Source organism: Micromonospora mirobrigensis (assembly GCF_900091555.1).
Taxonomy (GTDB): domain Bacteria; phylum Actinomycetota; class Actinomycetes; order Mycobacteriales; family Micromonosporaceae; genus Micromonospora; species Micromonospora mirobrigensis.
This window is the reverse complement of the sequence record NZ_FMCX01000005.1, coordinates 407787-422335: the sequence shown is the minus strand read 5'-3', so window position 1 is coordinate 422335 and position 14549 is coordinate 407787. Positions and strand designations below refer to the sequence as shown.

Sequence of the window (14549 nt, the reverse complement as noted above, 5' to 3'; positions counted from 1 at the left end):
TTCGGCCGAGCCTCGGGCTACCCGACCGACCTGGGGAACCGGACGAGTGACTGAAGTATTCATACATTTAAGATCGTGAGCAAGACCTCTGTTTGCCCGAATTCACCCAGCCGTCCGATGAAACCGATCCGCAACATTGTGGACAACGACGCATGTCCATACGCTGAGGTCACCGCTGCTTCCCGGCACCCGCGATCCGGAGGCCACCATCACCCTCGTCCGACGCGCGCTCGCCACACTCGCCGGCGCCACCGCCCTCGTCCTGCTCGCCGCCGGCCCCGCCCCGGCCGCCACCACCCCCGCGCCCAACTCGATGGCCAGCATGGGTGACTCCATCACCCGCGGCTTCAACGCCTGCGGCTGGTACTCCGACTGCACCTCCCGGTCGTTCAGCACCGGCGACTACTCCAGCGTCAACAGCCACTACCTGCGCATCCGGGCGGTCAACCCGACGATCCAGGGCCGCACCCACAACGACGCGCGGACCGGCGCCAAGTCCGCCGACATGTACGGCCAGGCGGGCAGCGCGGTGAGCCAGGGCGTCGAGTACGTCACGATGCTGATCGGCGCGAACGACGCCTGCACCGGCTCGGAGTCGACGATGACCCCGGTGAGCACCTACCGGGCCAACATCGACAGCGCACTGAACCGGATCAAGGCCGGGCTGCCCACCGCCCGGGTCGCCGTGATCAGCGTGCCGGACATCTACCGCCTCTGGTACGTCGGCAAGGACAGCAGCAGCGCCCGGTCCACCTGGTCGCTCTTCGGGATCTGCCAGTCCATGCTGGCGAACCCCACCTCCACCAGCCAGACCGACGTCGACCGCCGGGCCCGGGTACGCCAGCGGGTGGTCGACTACAACACCCAGCTCGCCCAGGCCTGCCTCGCGTACGGCGTGAACTGCGACTTCGACGACAACGCGGTGTTCAACTACCCGTTCGCGCTGAGCCAGGTCTCCACCTGGGACTACTTCCACCCGAACACCAGCGGCCAGGCGGTGCTGGCCAACATCTCGTACGCCAGCGGGTTCGGCTGGTAGGTCAGCGTTCCCCGGCGGCGCGCGGGCGGTCCTCGCCCGCGCGCCGGCGCGCGCCCGGCCCCGGCCGGGGCACCACGTCGCGCGGGGTAGCCAGCTCGTGCCCGGCGGCGCAGCGCAGCTCGACGTGCACCTCGGCGCCGCAGTCGCGGTGCCCGACGCTGACCGGGGAGCCCTCCGGGTCGGCGAGGTAGCGGTCGCCCCAGCCGAGCACGGCGACCAGCACCGGCCACAGGTCGAGGCCCTTGTCGGTGAGCCGGTACTCGTGGCGCTCCCGGGCACCCGGCTCCCGGTACGGCTCGCGCCGGAGCAGCCCGTGCTCGACCAGGGCGGCGAGCCGGTTGGTGAGCACCTGCCGGGGGATGCCGGTGCGCACCCGCATGTCGTCGAAGCGGCGTACGCCGGTGAAGACCTCGCGGAGCACGACCAGCGTCCACCGCTCGCCGAGGATCTCCATCGCGCGAGTGATGGTGCAGTTCTCGACCGACCAGTCCAGTGCCGCGGGTCTCATGCCGACCAGGCTAGGTCTGATTGACAGACTCAGCAACGCGCTGCCAGGCTGGGTCCATGACGCAGACGCAGGAACCGGCGCGCAGCCGTACCTTCACCTGGTCCGACCCGGTGGCGGGCGCGGCCCACATCGGCCGGCGCGGCGGCCTGGAGCTGCTCCGCGCGATGATCGCCGGCGAGCTGGCCGCACCGCCGATCATGCACCTGATCGACATGGCCCGGATGGAGGCCGACGAGGGGCGGGTCGCCGTCGAGCTGGTGCCGCAGGAGTTCCACTACAACCCGCTCGGCACCGTGCACGGCGGGGTGCTCTCCACCCTGCTGGACACCGCCGCCGGCTGCGCCGTGCACACCACGCTCCCGGCCGGCGTCGGCTACACCTCGCTGGACCTCAACGTGAAGTTCCTCCGCCCGGTCACCGTCGCCAGCGGCACCCTGCGCTGCGAGGGCACCGTGCTGCAACGCGGCCGGCGCACCGCCCTGGCCGAGGCGAGACTGACCGACGCGAAGGACCGGCTGATCGCCCACGCCACCTCCACCTGCCTGCTCTTCCCGCTCGACACCCCGGCCTGATCGGTCAGCGGGCGGCGGCGAGCCGGGCGGCGCGGGCGTCGCGCTTCTCCTCGAAGCGGGCGGCCGCGGTCTCCAGGGCGTCCAGGTGGGCGGCGATCTGGTCGCGGGCGGCCTCACCGTCGGCGTCCAGGCCGGACACCTCGAAGACGTCCCACTGGCGCAGCACCGGGGCGACCACCTCGTCCCGGTGCTGGCGCAGGTCGTAGATGCCGGCCAGCGCGATCGCCACCGACTTGCGGGCGAAGCCGTCGATGCCGGCGCCGGGCATCTGGAAGTCGGCCAGCACGTCGGCCACCGCCCGCATCGCCTGGCTCGGCGCCAGCTCGAAGCCGGCCGCCAGCAGGTTGCGGTAGAAGACCATGTGCAGGTTCTCGTCGGCGGCCACCCGGGCCAGCAGCGCCTCGCACGCCGGATCGCCGGTCACCCGCCCGGTGTTGCGGTGCGAGATCCGGGTGGCCAGCTCCTGGAACGAGACGTACGCCAGCGAGTGCAGCACCTCGTCGCCGTGCGCGTTGACGTAGCCGGCGGACATGTGCGTCATCCGGGCCCGCTCCAGGGCCACCGGGTCCACCGCCCGGGTCACCGTCAGGTAGTCCCGGATGGCGGTGCCGTGCCGGCCCTCCTCGGCGGTCCACCGGTGCACCCAGTTCCCCCACGCGCCGTCCCGGCCGAACAGGGTGGCGATCTCGTGGTGGTACGAGGGCAGGTTGTCCTCGGTGAGCAGGTTGACGATCAGGGCGGTGCGGGCCACGTCGGGGATGGCCGAGTCGGCCTCGGACCACGCCTGGCCGCCGAGCGGGCCGTCGAAGGTGCGGCCCTCGCTCCACGGGACGTACTCGTGCGGGAACCACTCCTTGGCCATCGACAGGTGCCGGTCGAGGTTCTTCTCCACCACGGCTTCGAGTTCCAGGAGCAGGGCGGTCTGGCTCAACGGGGCGGTCATCGGTTCTCCCTACGGTGGCGTAACTTACGCCACCGTAGGTCGAATCCGTCGTACGCGCGAGTAATGCGGGTCAGCTGACCAGCGGCTTCAGGTCCGCCCGGGGCGGCATCCACTCCCCCGCCGCCGCGGCGACCTGCTCACCGGATCGGATGTCCTTCACCTCGTCACCCGCGCCCTCGGCGCCCGGGAACCAGACGTACGGGATCCCCCGCCGCTCGGCGTACCGGATCTGCTTGCCGAACTTCGCCGCGCTCGGCGACACCTCGGTCGGGACGCCCCGCGAGCGCAGCGCCTCGGCCACCGCGTTGCTCGCCGCCCGGTCCTCCTCGGCGCCGACCGCCACCAGCACGCAGGTCGGCACGCTGCGGGAGACCGACAGCGCCTCGGCGCCGAAGAGCAGGCCGAGCAGCCGGGTCACCCCGATCGAGATGCCCACCCCGGGGAAGCGGACGGTGCCGGAGCTGGCCAGATTGTCGTAGCGGCCGCCGGAGCAGACCGAACCGAACCGCTCGTAGCCGACCAGCTGCGTCTCGTAGACGGTGCCGGTGTAGTAGTCCAGGCCCCGGGCGATCCGCAGGTCGGCCACGCAGAGGCCGGGCGAGTGCGCGACCGCGGTCTCCATCACCGCGGTCAGCTCGGCGACGCCGGTGTCGAGCAGCGGGTCGTCCACCCCGAGCGCGCGTACCGCGTCGGCGAAGGAGGCGTCCGGCGCGGAGATCTCCGCCAGCGCCAGCACCGCCTTGGCCTGCGCCTCGCTCGCCCCGGCGGTCTCGGCCAGCAGCTCGGCCACCCTCGCCGGACCGATCTTGTCCAGCTTGTCCACCGCCCGCAGGACGGCCTCCGGTTCGGTCAGCCCGACGCCCCGGTAGAAGCCCTCGCAGATCTTGCGGTTGTTGACCTGGATCCGCACCGGCGGGATCGGCAGCGACCGCAGCGCGTCGCCGATCACCAGCGGCATCTCCGCCTCGTAGTGCGCCGGCAGGGTGTCCCGGTCGACGATGTCGATGTCGGCCTGGAGGAACTCCCGGTAGCGCCCCTCCTGCGGACGCTCACCCCGCCACACCTTCTGGATCTGGTAGCGGCGGAACGGGAACTGGAGCTTGCCGGCGTTCTCCAGCACGTAGCGGGCGAACGGCACGGTCAGGTCGAAGTGCAGGCCCAGCGAGTCGTCACCGGCCGGACCGTCGGCGTCGGCCTGCAACCGGCGCAGCAGGTAGACCTCCTTGGACGTCTCACCCTTGCGCAACAGCTGGTCCAGCGGCTCGACCGCCCGGGTCTCCAGCGGCGCGAAGCCGTACAGCTCGAAGGTGGCGCGGATCCGGTCCAGCACGAACTGCTCGATCATCCGCTGGGCGGGGGTCCACTCCGGGAAGCCGGAGATGGGCGTGGGCTTGCTCATGGCGTACTCCCTCGGCAGCCGCGCCGGGCGCGGCCGGGTCTGCTGGGGCCCGCGCGGCGACCGCGCGGGGGAAGGTCGTGGCGCGGCTACAGGCCGCGGGCAGGTGCCGGTCGCGCGTCGCCCGAGCCCGCCACCTCGACGAGGTACGGATTGCGCACACGCTCCCGGCCGATGGTGGTGGCCGGTCCGTGGCCGGGCAGCACGACGGTGTCGTCGGCCAGCGGGAGGACCTTGTCCCGGAGGCTGGCCAGCATCGCCTCGTTGCTGCCGCCCGGCAGGTCGGTGCGCCCGATCGAGCCGGCGAAGAGCACGTCACCGGAGAGGCAGAGCTGCTCGGCCTCCCACGGCGAACCCGCACCGGGCATCCGGAACATCACCGACCCGCCGGTATGGCCGGGGGCGTGGTCGACGGTGATCTCCAGGCCGGCCATCCGCAGCACCGCGCCGTCGGTCAGCTCCGCCACGTCGTCGGGCTCGGTGTACGGCAGGCGACCACCGAAGAGCTGCGTGAGGTCCATCGACAGCGCCTTGGCCGGGTCGGCCAGCATCTCCCGGTCGGCCGGGTGCAGGTACGCGGTGATCCCCCGGGCGCCGCAGACCGGCGCGACGGAGAAGGTGTGGTCCAGGTGACCGTGGGTGAGCAGCACGGCGGCCGGGTGCAGGCGGTGCTCGGCCAGGACCGCGTCGAGCCGGTCGAGCACCCCGATGCCGGGGTCGACCACCACGCACTGCTCCCCCGGCGCGGTGGCCACCACGTAGCAGTTGGTGCCGAAGGCGTCCGCGGGAAAGCCGGCCACGAGCACGTCAGCTCCCCTTCCGTGTCGAGCTTGTCGTCTGCGACCAGCAGCCTATCCGGCCGGCCGGACGCACCGGCCCGCACGCCGGACGCTACGCCGGTCGGGGCAGTGACGCCCCCCGATAACGCGGCACTGACCTCGTACACCACTTTCCCAGCGGCTACCCGTACACTCTGGCGGGCGTGTGGCATGGCGCACTCGGCGCCCGACGGGCGCGGGCGCCCGTCCGCCGGTGACGACCAGGGTAGAGGAAGGGGAGCACGGGTGGCTTCCAGCAGGGACCGGCAGCGCAAGCTCGCGCGGGAGAAGCTCGACCGGCAGTTGGCCCGGCGGGCCGCCGTCGCCCGACGCCGCCGGCAGATCCAGGCAGGTGTGGGCGCCGCCGTGGTGCTCGTCCTGGTGGTGGTGGGCGCGGCCTGGGGGCTGGGCGCCTTCGACAAGGACCCGAAGGCGAACAAGGCCGCCGAGGACGTCTGCCTCTGGACTCCGCAGGACGCCGAGGGCAACCCCAACCTCAAGGACGTCGGCACCCCGAACACGACCGGCCTGCCCACCTCCGGCACCCGGACGATGACCGTCACCACCAACCAGGGCGCCCCGGTCACCACCGAGCTGGATCTGGCCGCCGCGCCGTGCGCCGGCGCCAGCATCGCCCACCTGGCGAGCAAGGCGTTCTACGACAACACCAAGTGCCACGAGATCACCACCGAGGGCGCGCTGCGCTGCGGCGACCCGAGCGGCACCGGCATCGGCGGCCCGGCGTACACCTTCTACGACGAGGACGTGCCGAACCCGGCGCCGTCCGGAGCCGCCCCCGCGTACCCGAAGGGCACCGTGGCGATGGTCGGCAACCCGCCGGGGCAGAACGGCAGCCAGTTCCTGATCTTCTTCAAGGACTTCAACCCGGCCAAGCCGGCGTACCCGATCATCGGCAAGGTCACCGATGGGCTCGCCACGGTGGAGAAGATCGGCGCCCTGCCGACCGTGGACAATGGTTCCGGGGCGAAGGTCAAGCCGAAGACGGACGTGGTGATCCAGAGCCTCACCGTCAGCGACCCGGCCGGCGCACCGGCGACGACGCCCGGCGGCGCGGCCTCCGCGGCGCCGAGCGCCAGCCCCAGCGCCGGCTGACCCGCCCCACCGACGATCGGCGGCACCGGCCGCGCCCGGCAAGTCCCCAAGGAGTGAAGCGTGACGTCCACCAGAGAGCGGCAGCGCGCTGCGGCGCGCGCCCAGCTCGAGCGGAAGATGGCCGAGCGGGCGGCCAAGGCCCGCAAGCGCCGGCAGACGCAGGCGATCGTCGGGGCGGGCGCCGCCCTGCTGCTGGTGATCGCCGGCACCGTCTGGCTGGCGACCAGCCTCGGTGGCGACGACGACAAGACCGACACCGCCGCACAGCAGGCCGGGGCCGCCCAGTGCGTCTTCACCGAGGTGCCGAAGGAGCAGCGCCCCAAGGAGATCAAGGACGTCGGGCTGCCGAAGACCCAGCAGCCCGACACCGGCACCCAGACCATGACGCTCGACACCAACCTGGGTCCGATCACCGCCACGGTCGACCGGTCCAAGGTGCCCTGCACCGCGGCCAGTTTCACCCACCTGGCCAGCAAGAACTTCTTCGACAACACCAAGTGCCACCGGCTGGTGACCGAGGGGATCAAGGTGCTCCAGTGCGGTGACCCGAGCGTCACCGGCAAGGGCTGGCGGCCCACCGACGGCACCGGCGGCCCGAGCTACCGGCTCGCCGAGGAGAACCTGCCCACCGACAAGCGGCCCGCCTACCCGGAGGGCGTCATCGCGATGGCGAACAACGGCGACCCGGGCAGCACCGGCAGCCAGTTCTTCATCGTCTACGGCGACTCGCAGCTCGACCCGAAGTACACGGTGCTCGGCACGGTCACCGGCGGGATGGACATCGTCAAGCAGGTCGCCGCGGCCGGCGACGACAAGGCCTTCGCCCAGCAGGCCGGCGGTGGCCACCCGAAGAAGGAGATCGTCATCAAGAAGCTGACGATGAGCTGATCCGCACCCGTACGAGGAAGCGCCCGCCGGCACCAGCCGGCGGGCGCTTCCGTATCCAGGTCAGGCGCCCGAGGTGACCCGGTACGCGTCGAACACCCCGTCGACCTTGCGCACCGCGGCCAGCAGGTGACCCAGGTGCTTCGGGTCGGCCATCTCGAAGCTGAACCGGCTCACCGCCACCCGGTCCCGGGTGGTGGTGACCGTCGCGGAGAGGATGTTCACCCGCTCCTCCGACAGCACCCGCGTCACGTCCGCGAGCAGCTTGTGCCGGTCCAACGCCTCGACCTGTATCGCGACCAGGAACGTCGAGGCGGAGGTGAGCTTCCAGCTGACCTCCACCACCCGCTCGGCCTGGGCACGCAGGTCCTCGGCGTTGGCGCAGTCGTCGCGGTGCACGCTCACCCCGCCGGAGCGGGTGACGAAACCGAAGACGCTGTCCGGCGGCACCGGCGTGCAGCACCGGGCCAGCTTGATCCAGACGTCACTGACGCCCCGGACCACCACACCGGGGTCGCTGCTGCTCTGCCGGCTGCGCGGCGGCCGGGTCGCGACGGCGGTCTCGGCGATGTCCTCGGCCGCCCCCTCCTCGCCGCCGTACGTGGCCATCAGTTTCTGCACGACCGACTGGGCGGAGACCTGACTGTCGCCGACCGCCGCGTAGAGCGACGCCACGTCGGCCAGGTGCAGGTCCCGGGCGATCGCCATCAACGCGTCCGAGGTCAGCATCCGCTGCAACGGCATGCCCTGCTTGCGCATCGCCTTGACGATCGCGTCCTTGCCGGCCTCGATCGCCTCCTCGCGCCGCTCCTTGTTGAAATATTGCCTGATCTTGGTGCGGGCGCGCGGGCTCTTGACGAAGCCCAGCCAGTCCTGCGTCGGGCCGGCCGTCTCCGACTTCGAGGTGAAGATCTCGATCACGTCGCCGTTGGACAGCGTCGACTCCAACGGCACCAGCTTGCCGTTGACCCGCGCCCCGATGCACTTGTGCCCCACCTCGGTGTGCACCGCGTACGCGAAGTCCACCGGCGTCGAACCGGTCGGCAGCGGGATGACGTCACCCTTGGGGGTGAAGACGTACACCTCCTGGCTGGACAGGTCGAAGCGCAGCGCGTCGAGGAACTCGCTCGGGTCGGCCGCCTCCCGCTGCCAGTCCAGCAGCTGCCGCAGCCAGGTCATCTCGTCGATGTGCGCCGGCGGGCCGACGATCTGGGTGCCCTTGTGCTCCTTGTACTTCCAGTGCGCGGCGATGCCGAACTCCGCGGTGCGGTGCATCGCGTACGTGCGGATCTGCATCTCCACCGGCTTGCCGGTGGGCCCGATGACCGTCGTGTGCAACGACTGGTACATGTTGAACTTGGGCATCGCGATGTAGTCCTTGAACCGGCCCGGCACCGGCTGCCAGTTCGCGTGGATCACGCCCAGCGCCGCGTAGCAGTCCCGCACCGTGTCGACCAGGATCCGCACCCCGACCAGGTCGTAGATGTCGTTGAAGTCGCGCCCCCGCACGATCATCTTCTGGTAGATCGAGTAGAGGTGCTTCGGCCGGCCGGTGGTCTCCGCCTTGATCTTGGCGGCCTTGAGGTCGGTGCCGACCTTCTGGGTCACCTGGCGCAGCAGCGACTCCCGCTGCGGCTGGTGCTCCCCGATCAGCCGGTTGATCTCCTCGTACCGCTTCGGGAAGAGCGTCCCGAAGGCGAGGTCCTCCAGCTCCCACTTGATCGTGTTCATACCGAGCCGGTGGGCCAGCGGGGCGAGGATCTCCAGCGTCTCCTTCGCCTTCTGCTCCTGCTTCGGGCGGGGCAGGAAGGTCAGGGTCCGCATGTTGTGCAGTCGGTCGGCCAGCTTGATCACCAGCACCCGCGGGTCCTTGGCCATCGCCACGACCATCTTGCGGATCGTCTCGGCCTTGGCCGCGTCACCCAGCTTGACCTTGTCCAGCTTGGTGACACCGTCGACCAGCAGGGTGACCTCGGGACCGAAGTCGGCCCGCATCGCGTCGAGGGTGTATTCCGTGTCCTCGATGGTGTCGTGCAGCAGCGCCGCCACCAGCGTGGTGGTATCCATCCCCAGGTTGCCCAGGATGGTCGCCACGGCCAGCGGGTGGGTGATGTACGGGTCACCGGACTTGCGGTACTGACCCGAGTGCCAGCGCGCCGCCGTGTCGAAGGCCCGCTGGAGCAGCCGCGCGTCCGCCTTGGGGTGGGCGTCCCGGTGGGTGGCGATCAGCGGCTCCAGCACCTCGCTGACCTGCGAGGTCTGCCAGGGGGCGTTGAACCGCGCCAGCCGGGCCCGAACCCGCCGGCCGGTCGGGGCGTTGGACAGGGCGAACCCACCGCTCGGGGACGGGTCATCCGCACCGTCGACGGCGAACGGCACCACCAGGGCGCCACTCTCCTCGGCCGACGGCTCGGCGGTCGCGCCGCTCTCGCCGGGACCCGTCACCCGGGCCGGCGGGTTGCCGTTCCGCTCGGTCACCGAGCCGTCCGCGTCGCCTGTCGGGTGCACCGTGCCCTCCACCGGAGGGACGACATCGTGGGACACCGGCCTCCTCACCGCTCGCCGGGGAATGCGCCGGCCGTGCGGCCGACGTACCTGTCCAACCGGCCCGGGGGCCGGATCTGTTCCGCGTGCCGGCCCTCGGCGGTCAGCCGACCGGTCGGCAAAGGGCAATGCTACCCGTACGCAGGGTGCCCCGCCCTTCCGCCGGACGGACCCCGCCGCCTCCGTCGCGCGGCGGTCGGGTCAAACGGTCAGCAGGGCATGCACCGGACGCGGCGCGAGCCGCTCCCGCCCCTTGAGGAACGCCAGCTCCATCAGCACCGTGAAACCGGACACCGTGCCACCGGCCCGCTCCACCAGGTCCAGGGTCGCCTCGGCGGTACCCCCGGTGGCCAGCACGTCGTCGACCACCAGCACCCGGTGCCCGGCCGTGAAGGCGTCCTGGTGCACCTCCAGCGTCGCCTCGCCGTACTCCAGCGCGTACGAGGCGGAGTGGGTGGCCCGGGGCAGCTTCCCGGCCTTGCGCACCGGCACCACGCCCACCCCGGTGGCGTACGCGATCGCCGCGGCGATCACGAACCCGCGCGCCTCGATCCCGGCCACCGCGTCGAACGACTCCCGCCCGTGGTACGCGACGATCCCGTCGATCACCTCACGGAACACCGCACCGTCGGCGAAGAGCGGCATCAGGTCCTTGAACACCACCCCGGGCTTCGGGAAGTCCGGCACGTCCAGCACCCGGCTGGCGACCAGCCGGGCGACCTGCGGGCCGCTGTCTCCCCGTACCACGCTGCTGTGGGTCTCCGTCACGGCTGTCCCGTTTCCCTTCACGACGACGGCGTCCGGCATGCTGCTCGCACAGCATGGCGGACGCCGTCGGTTCGATGGTTACCGGGTCACCCCGGCCGGGGTCAGCGGCGTTTCGCGCCACCCGGGCGGTTGCCGCCGCCACCGGCGGGACGGCCACCCCGGGCGCCGGTCGGGCGCCTGCCCGCCGGCCGGGCGCCCACCTTCGGCGCGCTGCCGGCCAGGGCCGCCGCCTCCGGGTCGATCGCCTCGTCGCCGTCGGCGGCGGGGCGCGGGGTGCCGCGCGGGGTGAGCTCACCGCGGGCGATCGCGCCCCGGCGGGCCTCCACCCGCTTGTTGTGCGCCTGGATGCGCGGCTCCTTGTTCTTGAGGAAGACCAGCAGCGGGGTGGCCAGCAGGATGGAGGTCAGGAACGCCACCGCCATACCGACGAAGAGCACCAGGCCGAGGTCCTTCAAGGTGCCCGCGCCGAGCAGGAACGCCCCGATGAAGAGCAGGCCGCCGACCGGGAGCAGGGCGACCACCGAGGTGTTCAGCGACCGCATCAGCGACTGGTTCAGCGCCAGGTTGGCCGCCTCGCCGTAGGTCTGGTTGTTGTTCGCGGTGATGCCCCGGGTGTTCTCCTGGACCTTGTCGAAGACGACCACCACGTCGTAGAGCGCGAAGCCGAGGATCGTCAGGAAGCCGATGACGGTCGAGGGGGTGACGTCGAAGCCCACCAGCGAGTAGATGCCCGCGGTGAGGATCAGGTTCATGAACAGCGACGCCAGCGCGGCGACCGCCATCCGCCACTCGAAGCGCACCACCAGGTAGAGCGCCACCACGGCCAGGAAGATCAGCAGGCCGAGCAGGGCCCGCTCGGTCACCTGGCCACCGAACGACGCGCTGACCTGGTTGGCGCCGACCTGGTCGAACTTCAGCCCGAACCGGTTGGCGATCTCGGTCTTGACCTCGTTCGTCTGGACCGGGGTCAGCTCCGAGGTCCGCATCTCGTACAGGTCGCCGCCGCTGCCACCGACCTTCTGGGCGGTGGCCACCTCGGCGCCGCCAGCCTTGGCCGCCAGCACCTGGTCGACCTGCCGCTCGGCGTCGTCCAGGGTGCCGACGCTGGCCGGCACCTGGAGCGAGGTGCCGCCGGCGAACTCGATGCCGAGTTGGAAGCCACGCAGCGCGAAGCTGAGCACCGCGACCAGCGCCAGCGCGGCCGCGACGGTGAACCAGAGCTTGCGCCGGCCGACGATGTTGAGACCGGCCTCGCCCCGGTAGAGCCGGGACGCCAGACCACTCTTAGCCATCTCAGGCCTCCTTGACGCGCGCGTTGCGGGCGGTCGCCTGCTCGGTGGACCGGGCCGGGAGGGCGCGACCGAGGCCGCTGACCCGCGGGGACAGGAACGCTTGGGTGCGGGCGAACATCGTCATGATCGGGTGACGGAAGAGGAAGACCACCACCAGGTCCAGCACGGTGGCCAGACCGAGGGCGAAGGCGAAGCCCTTCACCGTGCCGACCGAGACGATGTAGAGCACGACCGCCGACATCAGGGTGATGGCGTTCGCCGAGATGATCGTCCGACGGGCCCGGACCCAGGCGCGGGGCACCGCGCTGCGCGGGCTGCGTCCGTCCCGGATCTCGTCCTTGAGCCGCTCGAAGTAGATGACGAAGGAGTCCGCCGCCACACCGAGCGAGACGATCATGCCGGCGATGCCGGCGAGGGTGAGGGTGAACCCGATCTGCCGGCCCAGCACCACCAGGGCGCCGAAGACCAGCAGCCCGGACAGCACCAGGCTCAGGAAGATAACCGAGCCGAGCAGCCGGTAGTAGAAGAACGAGTAGATGATGACCAGCAGCATGCCGATGCCGGCGGCGAGCAGGCCGGCGCGCAGCTGGCTCTCGCCCAGCGTTGCGGTGACGTTCTGCGCCTCCTGCTGGACGAAGGTCACCGGCAGCGCGCCGTAGCGCAGCTGGCTGGCCAGGTCGTTGGCGTCCTTGCTGGTGAAGTTGCCGGTGATCTGCGAATCACCGGTCAGCACCGCCTGGATCTCCGGCGAGGAGACAATCCTGTTGTCCAGCACCACCGCGACCCGGCAGTTGCCGCCCTGGCCGAGCGCGCTGGCGTCGCAGGTCTTGCCGTTGTTCTGGTACGACTCGCGGGTCAGCTCGGTCCACTTGTTCTGGCCGTCACCGGTGAAGTTCAGGCTGACCACCCAGGAGCTGGTCTGGTCGAGCTGGGCGCTGGCGTTCTTGACGTCGGTGCCCTCGACCTTGGCCACGTCGAGCAGGTACTTCGCGCCGCTCTCGCAGGCGACCGCCTTCTGCTTCGGGTCCTTGACCGAGCCGGCCGGCCGGTCGTCCAGCTGGGCGCAGCTGACCGTCGGGACGTTGAACTGCATCTCCGGCGCCAGGACCGCGACCTGCTGCGGGGTCAGCGTGCCGAACGGCTTGAGCTTCTCCGCCAGGGACGGGTCGGCGGTCAGGTCCGCCGGGGCCTGGAGGGCGCTCGCCGCGGCCCAGGCGGCCGGGCCGACCTTCTGCTCGACGGCCTTGCGCTGCGCCTCGATGCCCTGCGGCACTCCGGCGGCGCTGGCGCTCGGCGACGCGGCCGGGGCGCTCGGGGTGGCCGACGGCGCCGGGGTGGCGCTGGCGGTCGGCGCGGGGGCGCCACCACCCTGGCCGCCGGCGGACGGGGAGGCGGTCGCCTTGGCCGCGGCGCTGGCCGACGGCTTCACCGCCGCGCCGGCGGACGGCTTGACCGCGGCGCTCGCCGACGGCTTCGGCGCGGCGCTGCCGGACGGGCTGGGGGCGGGGCTTCCGGAGGCGGTCGGCGTCGGGGCCGGGGCGGTGGTCGCGCCACTGCCGTCGGTGGCCTTGAGCACCTTGCGGAAGCGCAGCTCCGCCGGGGTGCCGACGTCGGTCAGGTCCCGGTTCTCACCGGGCAGGGAGATGACGATGTTCCGGTTGCCCTCGGTGACCACCTCGGCCTCGGCCACGCCGTAGGCGTTGACCCGGCTCTCGATGATCCGCCGGGCCTCCTCCAGGTTCTCCTGGGTCGGGGCCTTGCCGTCGAGGCTGTTGGTGGCCTCCAGGGCGACCCGGGTGCCACCGATCAGGTCCAGCCCGAGCCGGGGCTCCAACCGGTCCTTCCAGCCACCGCTGGCGCCGCCCGAGAAGAACACCAATAGATAGAGGACCACGAAGATGAGCCCGAGCACGGCGAGCTGCCGTCCGGGGCGCATCTGTCCCTGAGGTGGTGCCACGGCTGTCCTGTCTCCCTGTAACGGTCGCGCCGCTTGTGCAGCGGCGACGAAGGTCGGGCCGGGGGTGTCCGCCCGACTGTTCTGACTGGCCGGCGTCGAGGCCCGGCACGCCCCGCCGGCCCCGACGCGGCGGCGTCGGGCGCGGGTGACTGGCGTGCCGGCGCCGCAACGCCGACCCAACTATCCACTTGTGTCGGTGAATCCGCTGCCCCTTCCGGGACGACGGTTCACTCCTTGACCGGTTCGGCTTCCTCGACGGCCGACTCGATCTCCTCGACGCGCTCGGCCCGGGTGACCACGCGGGCGATCGCCGGACGGGCGTAGCGGGTCTGCACGCCGGGGGCGACCTCCAGCAGCACGGTGTCGTCGTCCACACCGGTGACCGTGCCGTAGAGCCCACCGATGGTGACCACCTCGTCGCCCATGGCCAGGGCCGACTGCATCTGCTCGGCCTCGCGGCGGCGCTTCTGCTGGGGGCGGATCATCATGAAGTACATGACGCCGAAGAGCAGAGCGATCATGAGGATCGGCGTCAGGCCGCCGGCTCCCCCGCCGCTCGCTGCTGCGTAGAACACGCTTGTCGACCTTCCCTTGGCCGCCCACCCGGCACGAGGGGGTGCCGGAGCGGAGGCGGATTTTCACATCCTGTACAGACCGCGGCGAGTCTAATCCCTGCTCCTGAGAACGCCGAATGCGGCACAGATCACGTTCGGA

General features: G+C 71.4%; 13 protein-coding genes. 4 read left to right on the top strand and 9 right to left on the bottom strand.

What is annotated here, in order from left to right; genetic code table 11:
* Positions 1–136: 136 nt before the first annotated feature.
* Positions 137–1039 (top strand): GDSL-type esterase/lipase family protein, encoded by a 903-nt coding sequence (locus tag GA0070564_RS19155; RefSeq protein WP_245670106.1) that lies wholly within the window; start codon positions 137–139, stop codon positions 1037–1039.
* A gap of 1 nt (position 1040) precedes the next feature.
* On the opposite strand, the gene GA0070564_RS19150 is transcribed toward GA0070564_RS19155, so the two are convergent.
* Positions 1041–1547, bottom strand: a complete 507-nt coding sequence (locus GA0070564_RS19150) for a winged helix-turn-helix transcriptional regulator (RefSeq protein WP_091610047.1) — start codon at positions 1545–1547, stop codon at positions 1041–1043.
* Between the two features lie 56 nt (positions 1548–1603).
* On the opposite strand from GA0070564_RS19150, the gene GA0070564_RS19145 reads away from it, so the two are divergent.
* Positions 1604–2119 carry a PaaI family thioesterase gene (locus GA0070564_RS19145; protein ID WP_091610045.1) on the top strand — a complete coding sequence of 172 codons (516 nt, stop codon included), beginning with the start codon at positions 1604–1606 and terminating at the stop codon, positions 2117–2119.
* 4 nt (positions 2120–2123) lie between these two features.
* Here GA0070564_RS19145 and GA0070564_RS19140 read toward each other — a convergent pair whose 3' ends face one another.
* The 3 genes from GA0070564_RS19140 to GA0070564_RS19130 form a co-directional block, all read right to left on the bottom strand.
* Entirely contained in the window at positions 2124–3062 is a 939-nt protein-coding gene (locus tag GA0070564_RS19140; RefSeq protein ID WP_091610042.1) for an acyl-ACP desaturase, read from the bottom strand.
* Positions 3063–3132: 70 nt separating this feature from the next.
* Complete coding sequence (hisS, locus tag GA0070564_RS19135; protein ID WP_091610039.1) at positions 3133–4461, bottom strand: histidine--tRNA ligase; 1329 nt, start codon at positions 4459–4461, stop codon at positions 3133–3135.
* Positions 4462–4547: 86 nt separating this feature from the next.
* Positions 4548–5264 carry an MBL fold metallo-hydrolase gene (locus tag GA0070564_RS19130; protein WP_091610036.1) on the bottom strand — a complete coding sequence of 239 codons (717 nt, stop codon included), beginning with the start codon at positions 5262–5264 and terminating at the stop codon, positions 4548–4550.
* Positions 5265–5522: 258 nt separating this feature from the next.
* Between GA0070564_RS19130 and GA0070564_RS19125 the strand changes: the two genes are divergently transcribed.
* Both GA0070564_RS19125 and GA0070564_RS19120 read left to right on the top strand, forming a co-directional pair.
* Positions 5523–6389, top strand: coding sequence for a peptidylprolyl isomerase (locus tag GA0070564_RS19125; RefSeq protein WP_091610033.1), 867 nt, complete (start codon positions 5523–5525; stop codon positions 6387–6389).
* Between the two features lie 60 nt (positions 6390–6449).
* Entirely contained in the window at positions 6450–7277 is an 828-nt protein-coding gene (locus tag GA0070564_RS19120; RefSeq protein ID WP_091610030.1) for a peptidylprolyl isomerase, read from the top strand.
* 60 nt (positions 7278–7337) lie between these two features.
* On the opposite strand, the gene GA0070564_RS19115 is transcribed toward GA0070564_RS19120, so the two are convergent.
* The 5 genes from GA0070564_RS19115 to yajC all read right to left on the bottom strand — a co-directional run bounded on the left by GA0070564_RS19115 (position 7338) and on the right by yajC (position 14410).
* Positions 7338–9794 (bottom strand): RelA/SpoT family protein, encoded by a 2457-nt coding sequence (locus tag GA0070564_RS19115; RefSeq protein ID WP_176730747.1) that lies wholly within the window; start codon positions 9792–9794, stop codon positions 7338–7340.
* Positions 9795–10019: 225 nt separating this feature from the next.
* On the bottom strand, positions 10020–10586 hold the full coding sequence (locus GA0070564_RS19110; protein WP_091610380.1) for an adenine phosphoribosyltransferase: 567 nt from the start codon (positions 10584–10586) through the stop codon (positions 10020–10022).
* 101 nt (positions 10587–10687) lie between these two features.
* Positions 10688–11878: a protein translocase subunit SecF gene (gene secF, locus GA0070564_RS19105; RefSeq protein WP_091610026.1), complete on the bottom strand. Its 1191-nt coding sequence runs from the start codon at positions 11876–11878 to the stop codon at positions 10688–10690.
* Position 11879: 1 nt separating this feature from the next.
* Positions 11880–13835: a protein translocase subunit SecD gene (gene secD, locus GA0070564_RS19100; protein ID WP_176730739.1), complete on the bottom strand. Its 1956-nt coding sequence runs from the start codon at positions 13833–13835 to the stop codon at positions 11880–11882.
* Positions 13836–14062: 227 nt separating this feature from the next.
* Positions 14063–14410 (bottom strand): preprotein translocase subunit YajC, encoded by a 348-nt coding sequence (gene yajC, locus GA0070564_RS19095; protein ID WP_091610022.1) that lies wholly within the window; start codon positions 14408–14410, stop codon positions 14063–14065.
* Between the last annotated feature and the right edge of the window lie 139 nt (positions 14411–14549).